This window comes from Clostridium tunisiense TJ (genome assembly GCF_000300195.1).
Classification (GTDB): Bacteria; Bacillota; Clostridia; order Clostridiales; family Clostridiaceae; genus Clostridium_J; species Clostridium_J tunisiense.
Genome location: NZ_AMQH01000006.1, coordinates 258883 through 277574 on the forward strand (window position 1 = coordinate 258883; position 18692 = coordinate 277574).

The 18692-nt window shown below is 32.3% G+C and carries 18 protein-coding genes; 1 reads left to right on the top strand and 17 read right to left on the bottom strand.

The features are described from left to right. Positions 1-9 precede the first annotated feature (9 nt). The 3 genes from recG to C661_RS0106670 form a co-directional block, all read right to left on the bottom strand. Entirely contained in the window at positions 10-2043 is a 2034-nt protein-coding gene (gene recG, locus C661_RS0106660) for an ATP-dependent DNA helicase RecG (RefSeq protein WP_017414541.1), read from the bottom strand. Between the two features lie 147 nt (positions 2044-2190). Continuing rightward, the gene (locus C661_RS0106665) at positions 2191-3852 is read right to left on the bottom strand and encodes a DAK2 domain-containing protein (protein ID WP_017414542.1); all 1662 of its coding nucleotides are present in this window, start codon (positions 3850-3852) and stop codon (positions 2191-2193) included. Between the two features lie 12 nt (positions 3853-3864). Next, the gene (locus C661_RS0106670; protein ID WP_017414543.1) at positions 3865-4215 is read right to left on the bottom strand and encodes an Asp23/Gls24 family envelope stress response protein; all 351 of its coding nucleotides are present in this window, start codon (positions 4213-4215) and stop codon (positions 3865-3867) included. 399 nt (positions 4216-4614) lie between these two features. Between C661_RS0106670 and rpmB the strand changes: the two genes are divergently transcribed. Then, complete coding sequence (gene rpmB, locus C661_RS0106675; RefSeq protein ID WP_017414544.1) at positions 4615-4806, top strand: 50S ribosomal protein L28; 192 nt, start codon at positions 4615-4617, stop codon at positions 4804-4806. A gap of 228 nt (positions 4807-5034) precedes the next feature. On the opposite strand, the gene C661_RS23925 is transcribed toward rpmB, so the two are convergent. The 14 genes from C661_RS23925 to rpoZ all read right to left on the bottom strand — a co-directional run bounded on the left by C661_RS23925 (position 5035) and on the right by rpoZ (position 18690). Continuing rightward, the gene (locus C661_RS23925; RefSeq protein WP_017414545.1) at positions 5035-5199 is read right to left on the bottom strand and encodes a hypothetical protein; all 165 of its coding nucleotides are present in this window, start codon (positions 5197-5199) and stop codon (positions 5035-5037) included. 196 nt (positions 5200-5395) lie between these two features. Beyond that, positions 5396-6034, bottom strand: coding sequence for a thiamine diphosphokinase (locus C661_RS0106685; protein ID WP_017414546.1), 639 nt, complete (start codon positions 6032-6034; stop codon positions 5396-5398). A 1-nt stretch (position 6035) separates the two neighbouring features. Further along, a complete protein-coding gene (gene rpe, locus C661_RS0106690; RefSeq protein ID WP_017414547.1) occupies positions 6036-6686 on the bottom strand; it encodes a ribulose-phosphate 3-epimerase in 651 nt (216 codons plus the stop codon). Beyond that, a complete protein-coding gene (gene rsgA, locus C661_RS0106695; RefSeq protein ID WP_017414548.1) occupies positions 6683-7549 on the bottom strand; it encodes a ribosome small subunit-dependent GTPase A in 867 nt (288 codons plus the stop codon). The genes rpe and rsgA overlap by 4 nt, the downstream gene beginning before the upstream one ends. Positions 7550-7584: 35 nt before the next feature. After that, positions 7585-9504, bottom strand: a complete 1920-nt coding sequence (pknB, locus tag C661_RS0106700) for a Stk1 family PASTA domain-containing Ser/Thr kinase (protein WP_017414549.1) — start codon at positions 9502-9504, stop codon at positions 7585-7587. Then, positions 9482-10228 carry a Stp1/IreP family PP2C-type Ser/Thr phosphatase gene (locus C661_RS0106705; RefSeq protein WP_017414550.1) on the bottom strand — a complete coding sequence of 249 codons (747 nt, stop codon included), beginning with the start codon at positions 10226-10228 and terminating at the stop codon, positions 9482-9484. The genes pknB and C661_RS0106705 overlap by 23 nt, the downstream gene beginning before the upstream one ends. Before the next feature lie 4 nt (positions 10229-10232). Further along, positions 10233-11267 carry a dual-specificity RNA methyltransferase RlmN gene (gene rlmN, locus C661_RS0106710; protein WP_017414551.1) on the bottom strand — a complete coding sequence of 345 codons (1035 nt, stop codon included), beginning with the start codon at positions 11265-11267 and terminating at the stop codon, positions 10233-10235. An 8-nt stretch (positions 11268-11275) separates the two neighbouring features. Further along, on the bottom strand, positions 11276-12610 hold the full coding sequence (gene rsmB / locus C661_RS0106715) for a 16S rRNA (cytosine(967)-C(5))-methyltransferase RsmB (protein ID WP_017414552.1): 1335 nt from the start codon (positions 12608-12610) through the stop codon (positions 11276-11278). 14 nt (positions 12611-12624) lie between these two features. Then, a complete protein-coding gene (locus tag C661_RS0106720) occupies positions 12625-13305 on the bottom strand; it encodes a zinc metallopeptidase (RefSeq protein ID WP_017414553.1) in 681 nt (226 codons plus the stop codon). A gap of 19 nt (positions 13306-13324) precedes the next feature. Beyond that, positions 13325-14257: a methionyl-tRNA formyltransferase gene (gene fmt / locus C661_RS0106725; RefSeq protein WP_017414554.1), complete on the bottom strand. Its 933-nt coding sequence runs from the start codon at positions 14255-14257 to the stop codon at positions 13325-13327. Positions 14258-14467: 210 nt separating this feature from the next. Further along, positions 14468-14908, bottom strand: coding sequence for a peptide deformylase (gene def / locus C661_RS0106730; RefSeq protein WP_017414555.1), 441 nt, complete (start codon positions 14906-14908; stop codon positions 14468-14470). A gap of 23 nt (positions 14909-14931) precedes the next feature. Further along, complete coding sequence (priA, locus tag C661_RS0106735) at positions 14932-17145, bottom strand: primosomal protein N' (RefSeq protein ID WP_017414556.1); 2214 nt, start codon at positions 17143-17145, stop codon at positions 14932-14934. A 128-nt stretch (positions 17146-17273) separates the two neighbouring features. After that, positions 17274-18470 carry a bifunctional phosphopantothenoylcysteine decarboxylase/phosphopantothenate--cysteine ligase CoaBC gene (gene coaBC / locus C661_RS0106740; protein WP_017414557.1) on the bottom strand — a complete coding sequence of 399 codons (1197 nt, stop codon included), beginning with the start codon at positions 18468-18470 and terminating at the stop codon, positions 17274-17276. Between the two features lies 1 nt (position 18471). Then, on the bottom strand, positions 18472-18690 hold the full coding sequence (gene rpoZ, locus C661_RS0106745) for a DNA-directed RNA polymerase subunit omega (RefSeq protein WP_017414558.1): 219 nt from the start codon (positions 18688-18690) through the stop codon (positions 18472-18474). Positions 18691-18692 lie beyond the last annotated feature (2 nt).

Sequence of the window (18692 nt, forward strand, 5' to 3'; positions counted from 1 at the left end):
TATGCTCTCCTAATTAAAACAAATATATTTTGAGCTTCTCTCTATACTGTTTATTATTTCTTTAACAACTCTTTGTTCTTCCTCTTCTTGATTTGCTAATAAAGCTTTAGCTTCAAGATTAGCTACTTTAAATAATTGAAAATCTGTAGACAGGTCTGCTAATAACAACCCACTTTCACCAGATTGCCTCATTCCAAAGACCTCACCACTGCCTCTTATCCTTAAATCCTCTTCAGCAATGTAAAATCCGTCATTACTACTTTTCATTATTTCCATTCTACGTCTTGTAGTTTCACTTTTAATTTCAGCAACTAGTATACAGTAGGACTTATGGCTCCCTCTTCCAACTCTTCCTCTTAATTGATGTAGCTGAGATAACCCAAACCTTTCTGCATTCTCAATAATCATTACAGTGGCATTTGGTACATTTACACCAACCTCGATCACTGTGGTTGAAATTAATACTTTAATTTCTCCACTCTTAAATCTATCCATAATTTCATTCTTATCTTTATTTGACATTTTACCATGAAGAATGCTTATATTTATATTTCTAAAATACTTCTCTTTTAATTCATCATATAAATTTGTTACTGAAGTTAGTTTTATATCTTCATTTTCTTCTACTAGAGGACAAACCACATAAACTTGTCTTCCTTCCTCAATTTCCTTAAGAGCAAAATTATAAACTCTGTTACTTTCATTTTTATTTACATAGTAAGTATCTATAGGCTTTCTTCCAGGTGGTAGTGTATCCACTATAGACACATCTAAATCACCATAGAGATACAAATACAAAGTTCTTGGTATTGGTGTAGCACTCATAACTAGAACATCTATATTTTCACCCTTGTTACTAAGCTTACTTCTTTGACCTACTCCAAACCTATGCTGCTCATCAGTAACTATCATTCCTAAATTATCAAATACTACATTTTCTTCTATTAAAGCATGAGTACCGATTAGCAAATCAATCTTACCTTGTGCTATTTCTTCTTTAATTATCTCTTTGTTCTTGCCAGTAGTACTTCCAGTAAGTAATTTTACTTTTATTCCAAAGTTCTTATAAATTTTTTCCGCTTCTGCATAATGTTGTTTAGCAAGAATCTCTGTGGGTGCCATCATAGCTACTTGATATCCATTCTTTATTACGTTAAACATGGTTATTAGTGCTATTATAGTTTTCCCACTACCCACATCCCCTTGCACTAATCGGTTCATAGGCACTGGTTTCTTTTGATCTAAAAGCACTTCTCTTACTACCCTTGCTTGAGCCTGCGTTAGCTGAAATGGAAGTTTTTCTTTTAATTCCTTCAATTCATCTGAAATCTTAAAACCTATCCCTTTTACACTACTGTTAATTTCTTTTAAAAGAAGAATCTTCAAAGAGTAGGTAAATAGTTCCTGAAATTTCAACCTTCTCTTGGCTTCATTTAAAATTTTGCTATCCATTGGACTATGTATGCTTTTTATAGCTTCATCTAAAGATATGAACTTATATTTGTCAAGGATACTACGTGGCAAATTTTCGATAATATTAATTTGTACTAATGCCTCTGTGATAATCTTATTTAAAAAATTATTGCTCAAATCATCCCTTAAAGAATATTTCGCCAGTATTTTATTATCATCTAAAGTAATATTTCGCATAATTTTAGGATTACTTAAATGAATTTCCTTATTATGTTTTTCAATTTTTCCACTTAAAATATATTTGCCATTTACTCTAAAGCTATTTTTTGCGTAGGGTTGATTAAACCAAATCCCCTTGAATTTAGTGTTTCCACTTTTAAATAATACAGTTGATAAAACTTTTCCAGTTTTAGTTCTTATATCTTTAAGTATTCCCTCCACTGTTGCTTCTGTTATAATTTTATCCTTGTCATTGAATTCTTCTACATTGTTAGCTATAGAGATAAACTCATAATCCCTTGGAAAATACAACAACAAGTCCAATATTGTGTATATTCCACATTTGTTAAGTTTTTCAGCCATTTTAGGGCCTACTCCTTTTAAATAGCCTACATCATCATAAATATTCACAATATCACTCCAAATTAAATAATAAACAAATTCATTTTGTTTAACAACTTTGGAAGCAGATTTTTACTGCCACCAAATCAACTTATATTAATTAATAATATAAGTTGACGTTGATTTCGTAAATATAGAAAAAAAGCCCGAAGGCTTTTATTCTACAGATGTAATAAAATAATATAGAGGTTGCTTTCCTTCAAAATATTGCACATCCATATGAGGATATTTTTCTTCTAAATCAGCAACTAATTCTTCAACTTTTTCCTCTTCACAATCTTCACCATAGAATATTGTAATAAGTTCGCTTTCTTCAGTTACCATGTTTTCTATAAGTTTTTTACACACTTCATAGATATCTGTGCCTATTTCATTAATTTTACCTTCTAAAATACCTAAAATATTGCCTTCTTTAATAGCTCTTCCATTGTCTTCAGTATCTTTAACTGCATAAGTTACTTCACCTGAAACTACATTAGATAAACTTTCAGTCATTAAATTTTCATTCTCTTCAGTGTCTGTTTCTCCATTAAACATGGTTATAGCTGTAACTCCTTGAGGAATTGTTTTAGTTGGTATAACAACTACCTTCTTGTCCTCGATTAAGTCTACAGCTTGACTAGCTGTCATGATTATATTCTTATTGTTTGGCAATACAAATACCGTATCAGCATTAATTTTATTTATGCTATCAACTATATCTTGAGTACTAGGATTCATAGTTTGACCGCCTTCAATTACTTGATCAACTCCTAAATCCTCAAATATAGCCTTTATTCCTTCACCTCTTGCTACAGTAACAAAGCCATAAGGTTTATTAGGCTCATCAAAGCCTTCACTTGCTGTTTCATCTACGGCTTTTCCTGGTTCCATATCAGTTTCTAGTAAGGATCTATGTTGTTCTCTCATATTATCAATTTTTATTTTTGATAATTCTCCCATCTTAACAGCCATAGATAAAACTTCACCTGGATCATTAGTGTGGATATGAACTTTTACAATGTCTTCTAACCCAACTAAAACTATTGAATCTCCACGCTTTTCTAACTCTACTTTAAATTTAGGAATATTTACACTTTCACTTAAAATTATGAACTCTGTGCAGTATCCAAATTTAATATCAGCAGGATTAATGTTAGCCTCAAGTGCTTGTGGTTGGAAGCCACTATCTTTCACATGTCCTTCTACAAACAATTCAACTTTTAAATCTTTGTCTAAGGATTCTAACATTCCTTGTAAAAGTATTAAAAGTCCCATTCCTCCTGCATCTACAACCTTTGCTTGTTTTAATTGTGGAAGCATCTCAGGAGTTTTATCTAGCATAATCTTACTGTGATTGCATATATCTTGGAACAATGAAGTTATGTCCTCACTATTGCTACTCATTGCAGCTTCTCCCGCCGCTTTTATTATAGTAAGGATTGTACCCTCTGTTGGACGCATTACTGCTTTATAAGCAAAATTAGCCCCTTCTACCATACTAGCCTTTATATCTTCAATGGTAGCTTCTGATTTTCCTTCTAACCCTTTTGCTATTCCTCTGAAAATTTGAGAAAGAATAACCCCTGAGTTACCTCTTGCTCCCATTAAAGCTCCTTTAGCTAGTCTTTTGGAAACTTCTCCTAAAGTTTTATTATCTAACCCCTCAAGGTCCGTTACTGCAGCTTTAAAAGTTAATGACATGTTTGTTCCAGTATCTCCATCCGGTACTGGGAAAACATTTAACGAGTTTACATACTCTTTTTGCTCTTCTAATTTATTAGAGGCATTTCTTACCATGTTGCAAAAATCATGTCCGCTTATTTTTAAGTATTTCAATGTTGTTACCTCCTAAACTCTCACACCTTGAACATTTACTGTAACTTGTGAAACTTTAATGCCTGTAAAGTTTTCAACATTGTATCTAACCTTTTGTATAATGTTATTTGCAATTACAGAGATTTTTGTTCCATATTCTACTATTATATATAATTCAATAGTTATAACTTCGCCTTTAGAAATAATCTTAACACCTTTACCAAGGTTTTCAGCTTTTAATAACTCCCATAATCCATCTTTTGCATTCTTTGAAGCCATACCAACAACACCATAGCATTCCATGGTTGATATTCCAGCTATATTAGCTAAAACTTCTTCAGAATAATGTACATTACCTATTTCAGTGGTTATGCTAGCTTTCATATAAAAATTCCTCCTTAATTAGACCTTAACCTTATTTTATATTAAATTGCCAATTAATTCAACAAAATATGTATATGTAAGGAACCTAAGTTAAAACTAAGAGTATATAGGCATATAACTTAGGACCTTTAACCCTTTTGTGTGAATAGATTGGACTTTCCTTAGTGAAATTTATATTCATACAGGGTTTCCTTAGTAAAAGCTTAATTTATTCAGCTTTTAGAGACTTATGAAAACCAATGTAAGTTACCTAGGTAATTTAAATCTCCAATTTAGTTCCCCACCCATATATATATTAATTATTTTACTTAATACTTGCAAGTATTATAACAATTATGTTAAAATAGTTTATGTTTGATTTAGAACAATATTCTTGGTGACTTTAAGGAGGTGTATTAAATGTCAAGAAGATGTGATATATGTGATAAAGGTGTAGTTGCAGGAGCACAGTTCAGCCACTCACACCGTCAATCAAAAAGAACATTCGCTCCAAACCTAAAAAGAGTTAAAGCGATCGTTAAAGGTTCACCTAAAACTATCCACGTTTGTACAAGATGCTTACGTTCTGGTAAGGTACAACGTGCAGTTTAAGCATAAAAAAATGCAACTTTAAGACGTTGCATTTTTTTATTTTCTCAAATTTTATAAACTTAACTAAAACTAGCAAGGAAACTTCCCTGCTAGTTTTAGTTACCTATGTTGTTTTCTAATAAATAATCTTATTATTTTGGATAAGAATTTAGGCAGTTTAATAACTTTTATTGTCATCTAATTCCTCCTCACACATTTGTATTTATGTTAAAATAAAAATAAGTTAATTTAATTACCCTCCATTATCTTCCATCCAACTATAATAATTACACCACCCATTGCCATTATCCATCCCCAAAATGGAATAAGCATAGATAACACAACTCCAGCACCAACTGCTATTGCTGCTGCTCCAATCTTTTTTTTGGTTCTCCTCCCACAAAATCTTGACATCTCTTATTCCCCCACGAATACTTTTATTACCAATATATGATAAACCTTCATTTTTGCTACAAGTAGTAAGTTATTGTTATAAACTTTATTTTTTAGATTTCTTTAAGACACTAATGATTATTTATTTAGCTTTAAAAATACCATAACCTTCTTTCTAGAGTACTTTTTTCGCAAAAGATAAAGTGTAGCACATTGGCTACACTTTATCTTTTGCTATAATTATCATAAGTATTCCACTACTAAATTCTATCTCTACTTCCTTATTCTTAAACTTATTAGATAAGGTTAAGTTATTACTTATACTTAAATCAAAGTTTTCTAGTGGATATTTCGCTCCTTTTATAGTGAGTCCCTTAACATTTTCAAAGTAACTAAGAAGTGAAAATCCTTCCCCTTCTATCCCTTCTAACGTAAGAGACTTATCTGTTAGATATATCACGTTATACTGATCTATAATATAAGCTTTTATACCCATTTTTAGTGCTCTGTATAGTACATAGATATTTCCTAGAAAATGATCTAATCTCTTTCCTGTACACCCAAGAAAAATCACTTCTGAAGCACCTATCTCCTTAGCTTTATCTAAAGCCAAATCACTATCCGTGTAATCCTTATCTACTGGAAAATTTATAATTGGACAGGAAGTTTTCATTTCCTCTAATATGTGGGGGGCTATAGAATCAAAATCTCCTAATAAATAATCAGGATTAATGCCATAATTGTACAGCACATTTGCTCCACCATCAGCCGCAATAATAATAGAATTTTCATCTAAGTATCTATGTATTAATTCCTCACTTGGAGCATCTCCTCCACCTATTATGATAGCCTTCATGCTAAACCCCTTCTTTTAAAGCCTTTATATTTTCTTTAATATTGTTATTCTTAAACACTGCTGAGCCAGCTACTATAACATTTGCACCACTGTTTACCACTGTGCCTATATTGGTGCTATCAATACCACCATCTACTTCTATAAGTAAGTTCTTATTATATTTTTCTGCTAACTCTTTAACTTCTTTAATTTTATCTCCACAATATGTTATGTATTTTTGTCCTCCAAATCCAGGATTCACAGACATTATTAAAACCATGTCTAAGTTAGGAATTAAATGTTTAATAGAATTAACTGGTGTTGCAGGATTTAATGAAACCCCCGCCTTTACTCCAAAGCTCTTGATATAACTTACAGTTCTATCTAAATGTCTATCAGCCTCGTAATGCACAGTTATAATGTCTGCTCCTGCATCTACAAAATCCTTAATATATCTTGAAGGTTCTTCAATCATTAAATGTACATCAAAGGTAAGTTTTGTTAAGCTTCTAATTGATTTTATTATAGGCACTCCAAAAGATATATTAGGCACAAACATTCCATCCATAACATCTATATGAATCATATCTGCACCATACTTCTCTAGGCTTACAATATCTTCTCCAAGTTTCGAAAAATTTGCTGATAATATTGACGGTGAAATTTTTATCATTTCCAGTTCCCCCTACTTATTGCTTCTTCTAATGTTTTTACATAAAATTTATATCTATTTTCATTTATTTCTCCTAGTTCCAAAGCAGCTTTTACAGCACAACCTGGTTCCTTATGGTGAAAACAATTATTAAACTTACATTGGTCCCTATACTGTTTAAACTCCGGAAAACAGTGCTGTAAATCTTCCTTATCAATGAAGTCTAGCTCTAAGGAAGAAAATCCTGGAGTATCCACCAGGAAACCCTCTTCCACTTGGATTAACTCACTATGTCTTGTGGTATGCTTACCTCTTTTAGCTTTTTCACTAATTTCTCCAGTTTTCATCTTTTCTCTTCCCATGAAGCTGTTTAAAAGAGTAGATTTGCCAACTCCAGATGGTCCACAGAACACACTTATGTTGTCCTTTATCTTTTCCTTTAATCCTTGGACACCAATACCATGTTTTGCTTCTAAGTATAAAACCTCATAGCCTACATTTTTTAATACTTCTCCTATTTCTTTGTGCTCTTCTGCTGCTAAATCCATTTTATTAAAGCATACCACTGCCTTTAAATCATTATATTCACAAAGCACCAAAAACTTATATAATAGCTCTAAGTTTAAATCCGGCTCTTTAAAGGCAAACACAACAAAAGCTTGAGTAACATTGGCCACTACAGGTCTAATTAGCTCAGTGTGTCTTGGTAGAATTTCATTTATAACTCCTGTTTTATCTTTTTCAACTTCTATTACCACATAATCGCCAATCATAGGGGTAAGTCCACTGTGTCTGAACTTACCTCTAGCTTTACATTCATATATTTCTTTATCTACATCTACGTAATATAGTCCACCAATTCCTTTAACAATTACGCCTTCCATGTTACCTCCAATTATTTTTCTTAATCCTTTATTTTTTAATCATCCTTATTATCATCTTTTCTAGCAGCTGTAGTTAATGTTATTGTAGTTCCCTTCTCTACCTTGCTATTTGGAGCCTTATCTTGTTTTTCAATTACATTTTTAGTGTCTCCGTTAACTTGTAAATTTAATCCCAGTTCTTTTGCTATATCCTGTGCATCCTTCACTGATTTACCAATAAAATTTGGTACAGTAATCTTACCTGCATCTGGATCTTGGTACTTGTAGTAATTTACCGAGATAGTCTCTTGTTCCTTAACCATTGTATTTGGCGCAATACTTTGATTAAATATTTTTCCGTCCTTAGACTTATCATCTGTCAATACCGCAGTAGCTTCTCCTAGTTTTAAATTTGAAACAGCTAGAACATTCTTAGCTTCATCTAGTGTCATATTTGATAAATCTTTAACCTTTTGGTATTTAATTTTAGAGCCCTTACTTATAACTAAATTTACTATATCGCCCTTTTTAAGCTTTGCCTTAGGACCTGGATCACTGCTAATTACTAGACCTTGAGCAACTTCCTCAGAATTTTCCTCAGTTATCTTGCCTACCTTAAAGCCTAAGTTAACAATGTAGTCTTGTGCCACACTCTTGTCTAATAACTTAAGGTCAGGAAGTTCCTCTTCCTCTGGTCCAACGCTTACCCTAACTCTAACTTCGCTTTCCTTTTTCACTACAGTGCCTTCATTTGGAAAAACCTGTAGTATTGTTCCTTTAGGTTTATCACTCTTTTCTTCACTTAAAACTACAAATTTTAAACCTAAATCCTCTACAATCTTTTGGCCCTGTTCTTTAGGTTGACCTGTTATTGTTGGAACTTTTATTTCATTCTTAGCTCCACCACCTGAGCTTAAGGAAATGAAAAACTTACCTGCAAATAGTCCTAATACTATTGCAAGAATTACAGCTACTGAAGCAATAATCCATTTCTTATTCTTATTATTCACCTTAGGACTTCTTTTTTTACCTCTTTCATCCTCATTATCCTCTTCATATTCATCCGCTTCATAAGAATCTACAGTAGCTTTAACATCAATAGGATCCATAACCCTAGTAAATTCATTTTCATTTTTTGAGTTTATTATTGTGTAAGCTTGATTGCTTTGTATTTTCTTTAAATCATTTAATATATCTGTTACAGTTTGATATCGTCTAGCAGTCTCCTTCTCAGTAGCCTTTAAAATTAAGTTATTTAAACTCTCGGGAATACTTCCAATAAGTAGTCTTGGCGATATCACTGGCTCTTGAATGTGTTTTAAAGCTACTGAAACAGCACTCTCTCCATCAAAAGGAACCTTTCCTGTTATCATCTCATATAGTACTATACCTAAAGAATAAATATCCGTTCTATAGTCTACTATCTTTCCTTTTGCTTGCTCAGGAGAGAAATAATGTGCAGACCCTATGACCTTACTGGTATGAGTTATGGTATCTGAAGAAGCAGCCTTTGCTATACCAAAATCAGTTACCTTTACTGTGCCATCTTCCGTTACTAAAATATTATGAGGTTTTATATCTCTATGAATAATATTATTTTTGTGTGCACATTCTAAGGCCTTTGCAATCTGAATTCCAATACTTAAAGTATCATCTACACTAAGTCTTCCTCTTTCTTGAATTACTTCCTTTAAAGTTTTTCCATTAACAAGTTCCATAACAATATAGTTAATATTATTATCACTACCTACATCATAAATATTTACTATGTTATTTGCTGAAAAGCTTGCAGCAGCTGCTGCTTCTTTTCTAAACTTATTCATGAATTCTAAGTTATTAGAATACTCTTCTTTAAGAATCTTTACAGCTACATATCTATTTAACAGAAGGCACTTAGCTTTATAAACTACAGCCATTCCACCTTCCCCTATCTTCTGGAGCAGTTGGTATCTACTACCTAATATGGTTCCAATCATGTGTACACTCTCCTTTAAAAATGATAACAGAAATATTATCTTTTCCGCCTTTTTCTTTACTACGCTCTATTAATCTTATGCTGCTATTACTGATATCATTATTTATAATACTTAGGATTTCTTCCTCAGTTACTTCATTAGTTAATCCATCTGAACATAACATTACTGTACTTATGTTTTGTAAATCTAAAGGATAATAATCTCCCTTAATAGAGATTTTTGTTCCTACAGCCCTAGTAATAACATTTTTGTTTGGATGGTTTATTGCTTCTTCAGCTGTAATGGTGCCATTATCTAAAAGTTCTTGTACTAAAGAGTGGTCCTTAGTAACTTTTATTAATTCCCCTTTTGAAACCACATAACAACGACTATCCCCTACATTAGCTACAATGAGCTTATTTCCCTTCACATAAGCTACTGTAAGAGTAGTTCCCATACCACTGCAATTTTCATTTAGTACTGCATATTTATAAACATTTTTATTTGCCTCATCTATTGCACCTTCTAATGCTTGCTCCATGTCATAGTCATTACAATGAGTTTTAATGTATTCTAATACACTATCCACTGCAATTTTACTTGCCACCTCACCAGCATTATGGCCTCCCATGCCATCAGCAATTACAAATATACTATACTCACTATGTTCATAAAATCCTACGGTATCTTCATTGAGGGTCCTTTTATTCCCTAAATCAGTTTCTATACCTATTAATCTCCCCATATAGTTATGACTCCTTCTTTTTTAAATAACTTCTTCTAAGTTGTCCACATGCAGCATTTATATCAAGTCCCATTTCTCTTCTTATGGTTGTTTCAATACCGTTTTTTGCTAAAACATCCTTGAACTTGTTAATTGCCTCCATATTGGACTTTTTAAGTGTACTTTCACTTATTTCATTAATAGGAATTAAATTAACATGACAAAGCATCCCCTTTAAAATTTTTGAAAGTTCCTCAGCATTGTCCTTTGTATCATTAAACCCCTTAACTAACGCATACTCAAAAGTAATTCTTCGATTCGTTTTGCCTATGTAATACTTACAAGCTTCTAAGAGTTCCTCTATTGTATAGGCATTTGCAATAGGCATTGTTTGCTTTCTAATTTCATCACTTGGTGCATGGAGCGAAATTGCTAAGGTAATTTGCAAGTCCAAATCAGCAAGTGTTTTTATCTTTGGTACTATTCCACAGGTTGAAAGAGTAATATGCCTTTGACCAATATTTAATCCATACTCAGCATTTACATTATATATAAATTTTAACACATTTTCAAAATTATCTAAAGGTTCTCCACTGCCCATAAGTACAACATTAGAAATTCTTTCCTTTAGTTCACTTTGAGCTCTTATTATCTGGCCCAATATTTCACCACTAGTTAAATTTCTCACTACTCCCCCAATAGTTGAAGCACAAAACTTACATCCCATTTTGCAACCTATTTGAGTAGAAACACAAATAGAGTTACCATGTTTATATTTCATAACTACAGACTCAATAACATTTCCATCTCTTAAAAGAAATAAATGTTTTTTCGTGTCTTCTCTTTTAGAACTGTAGGTTTCTATAATCTCTGGGATGCCTACGTAAAAACTCTCCTCTAATTTTTCAAGAGTAGCTTTAGGAATATTAGTCATTTCACTAAAACACCAGACTTCTTTGTATATCCAATCCATTACTTGCTTTGCTCTAAAATCCTTTTCCTTATTATCTTTCATCCATTGTTTCAACTCTTGCAAATCTAAATCTAAAATATTTTTCATCTTCTCACCTACTTATTTCTACGAATTTTAGCTATAAAAAATCCATCCATATACGAATTAGGGAGTATGGTTGCAAAACCTTCTTCATGGTAAATAATATTATCTGATTTTCCAAAATAAACCTTTTCCACAGTAAACTCTGGATTCTTACTTATAAACCACTTTATATTTTCTTCATTTTCTTCTTTATTCAAAGTACAAGTAGAATATAAAATCACTCCTTGTTCCTTAACATACTTAGCTGCATTAGTCATTATCTTCCTTTGGATTTTTACAATTTCCTGTAACTCCTTGGCATTTTTATTATACTTAATTTCTGGCTTTTTTCTTATAATTCCAAGACCGGAACAAGGTACATCAATAAGGACACTATCAGCTTTTTCACTAAGGCTTTCTTCATACTTTGTAGCATCTAATATAGATAAACTAATATTGCTTAGCCCAAGTCTTTCAGTATTCTCCTCTATCAATCTAAGTTTATGTTCGTATATGTCAAAAGCTAATACCTTCCCTGTATTATTCATTAGTTCTCCAATATGGGTAGTTTTTCCTCCAGGAGCACTACACAAATCTAAAATGGTATTATTTTCCCCTACATCCATGGTTGGAGCTACCAGCATAGCACTTTCATCCTGTACAGTAATATATCCATCTTTAAATAGAGGATTTTCTTCAATATTTCTTCCTCTAATTATCTTTATTGCTTCAGGGCAAACATACCCTTCCTCTATCTGATAACCATGTTCTTCTAACTTACTAAATACTTCCTCATAATCTCCCTTAGTAGAGTTTACTCTTACAGTAATATCTGGTCTTTGGTTTAGTCCTGATAAAATCTTCTCGCAAACTTCTATTCCATACTGCTCATTGAATAACTTTACCATCCATTGAGGAAAGGAATATTTAAAAGCTAATTCTTCAAAAATATTCCCCTCCTTCCAATAGACTTCCTCTTCTTTATTTCTTAAATAATTTCTTAGCACTCCATTAGCTACCTTAGAAGCCCCTAAAGATACATACTTTTTTACTAAGTTTACTGCTTCGTTAACAGCAGCAAATTCTGGTACCTTATCTAAATACCTAATTTGATAGATAGTTATTCTTAAAACATTTAGTAAAAATCTATCTGTTTTATCAAAGTTATTCTTTAAAAATCCTTTTAAAATCTTGTCTATGGTATATTTATATTTTATTGTGCCATAAACTATTTCCGTTACTAAGCCTTTATCCTTTTGCTCTAAACTGCTACTATTAAGCATATTTCCAAGTACAATACTTGAATATGCTTTATTATAAAATACTTCATTTAATACATCTACAGCTATTTTTCTAGCATTATCCATTATCTTCCCTCAACTTATCTTTCTCTGTCACTTAGTGCAATTAACCTTAGTAATTGTGCAATAGCAGTAAGTGCTGCTGCCACATAGGTAAATCCCGCCGCTCTTAACACCTTTTTTGTTCCAGTTAATTCATCCTCATGAAGTATATTTCTATCTTTTAATATTGTTACAGCCCTATTTGAGGCATTAAATTCCACTGGTAATGTGACTATTTGAAATAAAACCACTGCAGTAAAAAGTAAAATCCCTAAATTAACTAAAGCTGGCATGGATAAAATAAACCCTAGAATAAAAAGCATCCAAGATGCACTAGATCCAAGATTTGCAATAGGAACCATAGCCATTCTAATTTTGATAGGTACATACCCATCCCTGTGCTGAATTGCATGACCCACTTCATGAGCTGCAACCCCAATAGATGCAATAGAAGCCCCATAAAATACGTCCTGGGATAACCTTACTACATTTTCTTTTGGGTCGAAGTGGTCTGTTAATTTCCCTCCAATAGGAACTACTGGTACATGAAATAATCCATAGCCATCTAATATCATTCTTGCCACTTGGCTTCCTGTGTAACCATTTCTACTATAAACCTTTGAATATCTTGAATAACTAGCTTGTATGTTAAATTGAGCCCAGGTAGCAATTATTAGCGCTGGTAATAAGATCAGCATAGTTGAATCAAAATAAAACATATTAATCTCTCCTTAAACTTTATTTGTGTAATACTTCTTTTTCCTCTATACTGTTTCCTTTAATATACTCTGATACTTTAAGGGGTTTTTTATTTGGAAACTGTACTTCTGTAATAAGCAAAACCTTATCCTTAGTTGAAACTCTTATTCCCTCACCATTCACCTTTAGAATTGTTCCTGGTAATTCTTTTGATTCCTCATGTAATACTTTAGTGCTTATTAACTTCATAGACTTATCCTTATAGAAAGTATAGGCCATAGGGAAGGGGTTTAACCCTCTCACAAAGTTATGAATTTCTTCTGCACTTCTTTGCCAATTAATATTTGCCATTTCTTTATTTAGCATACTTGCATAGGACGTTATAGTATCTCCTTGTTTTATTGGCACTATTTCATTGTTGTATACACCATTAATTGTATCTATTAATAATTTTGCACCATCTTCCATTAGTAAATCATGAAGTTCTCCAGCCGTCATGCTTTCTGTAATATCAAATTCGCTTTTTAAAAGCATATCTCCAGTGTCAAGGCCTACATCCATAAGCATAGTAGTATTTCCACTGGTCTTTTCACCTTCCATCACCGCAAAATTTATTGGTGCTGCGCCTCTATACTTTGGAAGAAGCGATGCATGTAAGTTAATACACCCATACTTAGGTATATCTAAAACTTCTTTAGAAAGAATTTGTCCAAAGGCAACTACAATTATAAAGTCTAACTCCATAGCTTTAAGCTTATCTATTAGTTCTTTATCCTTTTTTAATTTTTCTGGTTGATACACTGGAATATCATATTTTAGTGCTGCCTCTTTAACAGAAGACATGGCCAAAGCCTTTCCTCTTCCTTTTGGCCTATCTGGTTGAGTTAATACTGCTTTAACTCCAAATTCTTTCACAATAGCTTCAAAGGAGGGTACTGCAAATTCTGGTGTTCCCATAAAAACTATATTCATTTATTTACTTCCTTTCTTTAATGATTTATTAACAAACCAATTATTATACTGAAGGATTTTATATAGTTATGTATAATTGCAGCTATAAGAGTTATTAACCCAAATATTATGCTGAAGCCGCAAAAACACTATATCTTCCTATCTTCTTATCTTCCTATCTTCTTCTATTTTTATACTCTTGTATTCTTATATTCTCGTATTTAGCATTGGTTACTTTTTTACCTTGTCCGTGTAAAGTATCCCATCTAAATGGTCTATTTCATGACAAAATGCCCTTGCTAGAAAATCTTCTCCTTCAAGTTCTATCTGTTGTCCATTCTCATTTAATCCTTTAACCTTAACATATTCAGGACGTATTACCTTTCCCTGCTCACCAGGAATACTTAAGCATCCTTCTAAAGCTTCTATTGAGCCTCTTTGCTTTATTATCTCTGGATTAATTAATACTATAGGTCCCTGTCCTACATCTATAACCACAATCCTCTTAAGGATTCCTACTTGTGGAGCTGCAAGTCCTACACCATTTGCATCATACATAGTTTCTAACATATCTTTAATTAAAACCTTAGTTCTATCATCAATATTTTTAACTACCTTACTTTTTTTTCTTAATACTTCCTCTTCTTTAGTTCTAATTTTTCTTAGTGCCATTGTTATATATTCCTCCTGCCTATCTACAATAAATTATTGGGGTTAACATCTAAACCCACCTTAATATAATTATGAACTGAGTTTAACTCATTGTAGGTAATGTCCTTTATCTCCTCAGCTAATTCTGTGGTAAAGTCTCCCTTAATAAGTATCTGCCATCTATAGGCACTCTTAATTTTAGAAACCCCACAGGGACATGGTCCTAATACTTCAATTTTATCATTATTATCTAGTTTTATGTGTAGTTTGTCACCTAAATCTTGTATACTTTTTATTAATAATTTTTCATCCTCACTACTTAGGTTTATAGCTAATATTTTAGCAAAAGGTGGATAATTCATAGCTCTCCTAATTTCTACTTCTTCCTTATAAAAACTTATGTAGTCATTTTCCACAGCATATTTTATACTAAAACTTTCTGGTGTATAAGTTTGAACCACCACTCTTCCAGGTTTCTTTCCTCTTCCTGCTCTTCCAGAAACCTGAGTTATTAACTGAAAAGTTCTTTCATTGGCTCTATAATCTGGAAGATTTAAAGATAAATCTGCTGCTATAACTCCCACTAAGGTTACATTAGGAAAATCTAACCCCTTAGCCACCATTTGTGTTCCAATCAAAACATTATGTTCCTCATTCCTAAAGCTATTATAGATTTTTTCATAGGAATTTTTCCCTCTAGTAGTATCAAAATCCATCCTAAGAGTTCTTGCCTCTGGAAATACCTTTTTTACTTGGTCCTCTAATTGCTCTGTACCAATACCAAAGTATTTTACATATTTACTTTTACATCTTGGACAGGTGTTTACTATCTGCCTCTTAGCTCCACAATAGTGGCAAGTCAAATTTGAAGAATAATTATGATATGTTAATGCTATATCACAATTGCTGCACTTAAATACATAACCACACTTTCTACAGGAAACAAAGGTTGAAAACCCTCTTCTATTTAAAAATAATATTGCTTGTTCCTTGTTAGCTAATGTATGTTTTAATCCTGAAAAAAGACTTGCACTAAAAATAGATTTATTATCATTCATAAGCTCTTCTCTCATATCAACTATTTTTACTTGTGGCAACACTGCACCATCAGCTCTTTCACTTAAAGTTATAAGAGTGTATTCTCCTGTGGTTGCCTTATAATAGCTTTCAATGGCTGGCGTAGCAGAGCCTAATACAACTTTGCAGCCCTCTATGTCACTTTTAAGTTCAGCTATATCTCTAGCATTATACTTTGGATCACTATCCGATTTATAACTACCCTCATGTTCCTCATCAATGACAATAAGCCCTAAATTTGAAAAAGGTAAAAAAATCGCTGATCTAGCTCCAATGGCCACCTTAACCTTGCCCATCTTTACCCTCATCCACTCATCAAATCTTTCACCATCACTAAGCTTACTGTGGAATATTGCTACATTCTTTCCAAAACGACCTTTAAATCTCTCTACCATTTGTGGAGTAAGAGAAATCTCTGGAATTAAAATAATTGAGTCTTTTCCATCTTCCATTGCTTTTTTTACTAAGTTCATATAAATTTCTGTTTTTCCACTACCTGTTACCCCATGAATTAGAAACTTTTTCCCTTTAGAATTCATAATAGTGTTGACAGCTTGTTGCTGCAAGGAATTTAAGGTTCTTTCCTCATAATTATTATATTGTTTATCGTTATATCTATTTATAACAGCTTCTTCTAATACTAGGAAGCCATGTTTAATTAAAGTGTTTATCGATGATACAGAAAAACCAAACTCATTTGAAAGTTGTTGTTTACTGTAGTTTCCATTGTTTTCTTTTATAAACTCTAATATTTTCTTGTAGCTTTCTTTTTCATACTTTGCTGTTATAGGTTCCCCTAAAACAACCACATTTTTAGTTTTGAACTTCATCCCTTTAGTAATTCCACTTGGAATAAATACCTTAATACATTCTAAATAAGTACATAGATATTTACCCCTCATAATTCCAATAAGGGAAATATCCTTCTCCCTTATAACCTGAAAATCATCACTTATTTCAATTATAGCCTTTAATTTACTAAGGCTTTTAGCATCCAGTTCTACATATTCATATAACTGAACAATAAAACCGTCAATATTTTTATTTCCCATCCCAAAGGGTACCTTAACCCTTTGGCCAAGATCAATTTTATTTTTTAACCCCTCAGGAATTTTGTATGTAAATATCTTATCAACCTTTACAGAATCATTATTTACAATCACTCCAGCATAGTTATACATAGGTTTATCTCCCTTCACAAGAGTGTATTTATTTTTTCCAATAACTACATTTTCTATTATATAACCTATAGTTATTTTTTAGATTCTTTAAATAAGAGTAAGAAAAAAAGCGACATTGTCGCTTTTGACTAATCATTGTTATGTTTTAATACTAGGTCAAAAATTTTCTGTCCTACTAATCTCTTAGACATAGAATCTAACGATGTAATTTCACCTTTATTACTAATTATCGTTACCTTGTTACTGTCACTAGCAAATCCAGCATCCTTACTAGTAATATCATTAGCTACTATATAATCTAAGTTTTTTTTGCTTAGCTTTCCTTTTGCATTTTGTAAAACTTCATTACTTTCTGCTGCAAAACCGATTAGCACTTGATTTTTCTTCCTATCTCCAAGGGTTTTTAGTATATCACTATCCCTTGTAAATTCTAAAACTAAATCTCCTGAACCTTTTTTAATCTTTTCTTCAGAATAATTCTTTGCTTTATAATCAGCTACAGCTGCAGATTTTATAACTATATCGCAACTATCATATTCTTGTAAAACCGCATTCAACATTTCCTCATTGGTATTTACAGGTACAACCTTAACACCAAATGGAGGCTTTAAGCTTGAAGGACCCGTTACTAAAACTACCTCAGCACCTCTGTCTCTTGCTTCTTCTGCAATGGCATATCCCATTTTACCAGTAGATCTATTTGTTATAAATCTTACTGGATCAATAGCAGAAATTGTTGGTCCTGCTGTTACTAATACTTTTAATCCCTTTAAATCCTTAGGTTCATACAATGCAGAAATTACTCTTTCAGCAATTAATTCTGTATCTGCAAGCTTTCCATCTCCTACATCTCCGCAGGCTAATCTTCCACTAGCAGGTTCAATAAAATCATAACCATAAGCTTTAAGCTTTCTCATATTTTCTTGAACTATAGGATTGTTATACATGTTTGTATTCATAGCTGGTGCAAACATCACAGGAGCTTTAGTAGCCATAATAGTAGTTGATAGCATATCATCAGCTATACCATTTGCTACTTTCCCCATAATATTAGCTGTTGCTGGTGCAATAAGCATTAAATCAGCTTTTTTAGCTAAGGATATATGCTGTATTTCCCATGCTCTAGGTTCTTCAAACATGTTGTGTATAACCATATTTTGACTTAGGGATTGAAAGCTAAGAGGTGTAACAAATTCTGTAGCAGCTTTTGTCATTATTACATGAACATTTATATTTGCTTTTCTTAATCTACTGATTACGTCTAAAGCCTTATAAACTGCTACCCCACCGCTCACTCCAATAACAACAGTTTTTTGCTGCTCCATTTTACTTTATGCCTTCTTTCGTAGTCTCTGCTTCAATTGCTCCCTCATAAATTTCATTAATAGCAATAGTCAAAGGCTTATTAGACTTAACAGTAATAAATGGTTTTTCACCTTCAATTATTTGTCTTGCTCTTTTTGAAGTGGCAACAACAAGAGAATATCTATTATCAACTTTCTCTAATAGATCTACTATAGATGGATTAATCATTGAATTGCTCATCA